3 protein-coding genes are annotated in these 2,368 nt (G+C 42.4%); all 3 read left to right on the forward strand.

Features of this window, described 5'->3' with window-relative positions:
* A partial coding sequence (locus tag WBA23_RS18230; RefSeq protein ID WP_424583711.1) for an N-6 DNA methylase occupies positions 1-791 on the forward strand: 791 nt, incomplete at its 5' end.
* Positions 788-1,873, forward strand: a complete 1,086-nt coding sequence (locus WBA23_RS18235) for a Fic family protein (RefSeq protein WP_424583712.1) — start codon at positions 788-790, stop codon at positions 1,871-1,873. The genes WBA23_RS18230 and WBA23_RS18235, both read left to right, overlap by 4 nt.
* Before the next feature lie 177 nt (positions 1,874-2,050).
* Positions 2,051-2,368 (forward strand): hypothetical protein (locus WBA23_RS18240; RefSeq protein WP_424583713.1); only part of this gene is annotated, 318 nt, incomplete at its 3' end.

Raw genomic sequence — 2,368 nt, forward strand, 5'->3', positions numbered from 1 at the left:
CTATACGGGGCATTGATGCGAAAATTGAGTTAGGTGATACCTTCCACAGCGATAAGCATAAAGACCTGAAAGTTGATTACATACTGACCAACCCGCCGTTCAACATTTCCGACTGGGGAGGCGAGGGCTTACAGGATAGTCATTTGTGGCACTACGGTGTGCCGCCGACGGGAAACGCCAACTATGCTTGGTTGCAACTTTTCATCAATAAGCTAAGCCCTTCCGGAACAGCCGGAATCGTGCTAGCCAATGGATCGATGACCACTAATAGCGGAAATGAGAGTGAAATCCGGAAAAAGCTAATTTTTGAAGGGATTATTGACTGCATGGTAGCTTTGCCGACGCAGTTGTTCTACAACACTCAAATACCCGCATGTCTATGGTTCCTGGCCCGGAATCGCCGGAATCACCAATTCCGGAATAGAAGCGAAGAGATTCTATTCATTGATGCCCGGAAAATGGGACATATGATTAGCCGGAAAAATCGGGAGTTAGAGGACGAAGATATTATTCGGATATCCGAAGTATACCACCAGTGGCGAAATAAAGACGGCCAATACGAAGATGTGCAAGGCTTTTGCAAGTCGGCGACGCTGGAGGAAGTGGCCAAGAACAATTATGTGTTGACTCCCGGACGCTACGTCGGAATAGAAGAGGCTGAGGATGATGGGGTAAGCTACGAAGAAAAAGTAGCTGAACTTTCTGCGGAACTAAGTGAGCAATTCGCTAAATCTCACCAACTACAGGAACGCATCCGGGTGAATCTGGCTAAAGTTGGGATTGAAATATGAGCTGGCAACCTGCCTTATTACCTCCTAAGCACGAACTAGAGACAAAAGCAGTGCTAAAACAAGTTGCGGTGGCCCATCGTCATTTAGCCGAATTAAAAGGCGTGGCCGCCACTATCCCTAATGAGCAGATACTCATTAGCACGCTGACGTTGCAGGAAGCACGAGATAGCTCAGCAATAGAAAATATTATTACGACGCACGACGAACTGTATAAGGCTGAGTTGCAAACCGATTATGCGCTCAGTACAGCTACGAAAGAAGTACAAAACTACGCGAATGCGCTGCGAAAAGGTTTTGATGCCGTACGGCGACACAAGATCCTTACGCTGAGCCATATTTTACAGATACAACAGGAATTAGAGCAGAATAATGCCGGGCTACGTAAGTTGCCGGGTACGTCGCTTAAGAATAGCACTACTGGAGAAGTTATCTATACTCCGCCGCAGCATCCGAAAGATATTGAGGACCTAATGCAAAATCTGGTTGAGTACATCAATAACGATGAATTATCTGACGTCGATCCTTTGGTAAAAATGGCGGTGATCCATCATCAATTTGAGAGTATCCACCCCTTTTACGATGGTAATGGACGTACTGGGCGAATTATCAATATCTTGTATCTGGTATGTAAAGACTTGCTGCAACTTCCAGTACTATATCTGAGCCGCTATGTTGTGGATAAAAAGCCCGATTACTATCGTAGTTTACAGCAAGTACGCGATGCCGGGGATTGGGAAGGCTGGCTGTTGTTCATGCTGAAAGGAATAGAGCTTACTTCTCAGCAAACCATAAAATTAGTTAGGGGAATTAAAGACCTGATGCAATTTTATAAACATCAAATTCGCAGTGAGCTGCCTAAAATTTACAGTCAGGACTTACTGAATAATCTATTTAAGCACCCATACACCAAGATAGAATTTGTGATGGATGATTTACAGGTAACGCGGATTACGGCTACCAAATATCTAGACGAGCTAGTACAATTAGATTTGCTAGAGAAGCACAAGATTGGTAGAACTAATTATTATTTAAACGTATCTCTCTACCAGTTCTTTATTGATGCACGAGAGCGATATGTATAAAAAACAGTGAATTGCTTTACACTTTATTTATAAAATGTATAGAAAAGCGGCATTTTCTATATATGTTAAAAGTCATATGTATATAAATATATACTTTTCTATATATGACATATATTAGCCCAGAAAATGGCTCTAAGAAGGACTGACATTCAAAACGTATTAGAGTAGGCAATGAACTTGACAGAAGAACAAATAGAGAATCTAAAAGCTATTATTGGAACAGCTCTAGAAAAACTCTACGCTTGTGATAACCAACTAATCGTGTATGGAGTAAATGAAAGGGCTATTGCATTCCGTTTTGGACTGTACCTCAGTGATTTAATACGCGATTCTGAAGACTTCTGTGACCTCCATGTAGATGCTGAGTACAATCGAAATATGGATGATGTCAAAAGAACAGCTTCCCGTCCACGTGGTTCCGCTCCGGATATCCTTCTGCATCAACGAATGACGCATGAAAATAATGCGCTTATCTTAGAGTTTAAAGGTTATTGG

It is taken from the genome of Tunicatimonas sp. (genome assembly GCF_049647865.1).
Classification (GTDB): Bacteria; Bacteroidota; Bacteroidia; order Cytophagales; family Cyclobacteriaceae; genus Tunicatimonas.

Bases quoted from the DNA above. Each gene is read 5' to 3' on its own strand.
- WBA23_RS18235 (WP_424583712.1), top strand. From the start codon at position 788: ATGAGCTGGCAACCTGCCTTATTACCTCCTAAGCACGAACTAGAGACA.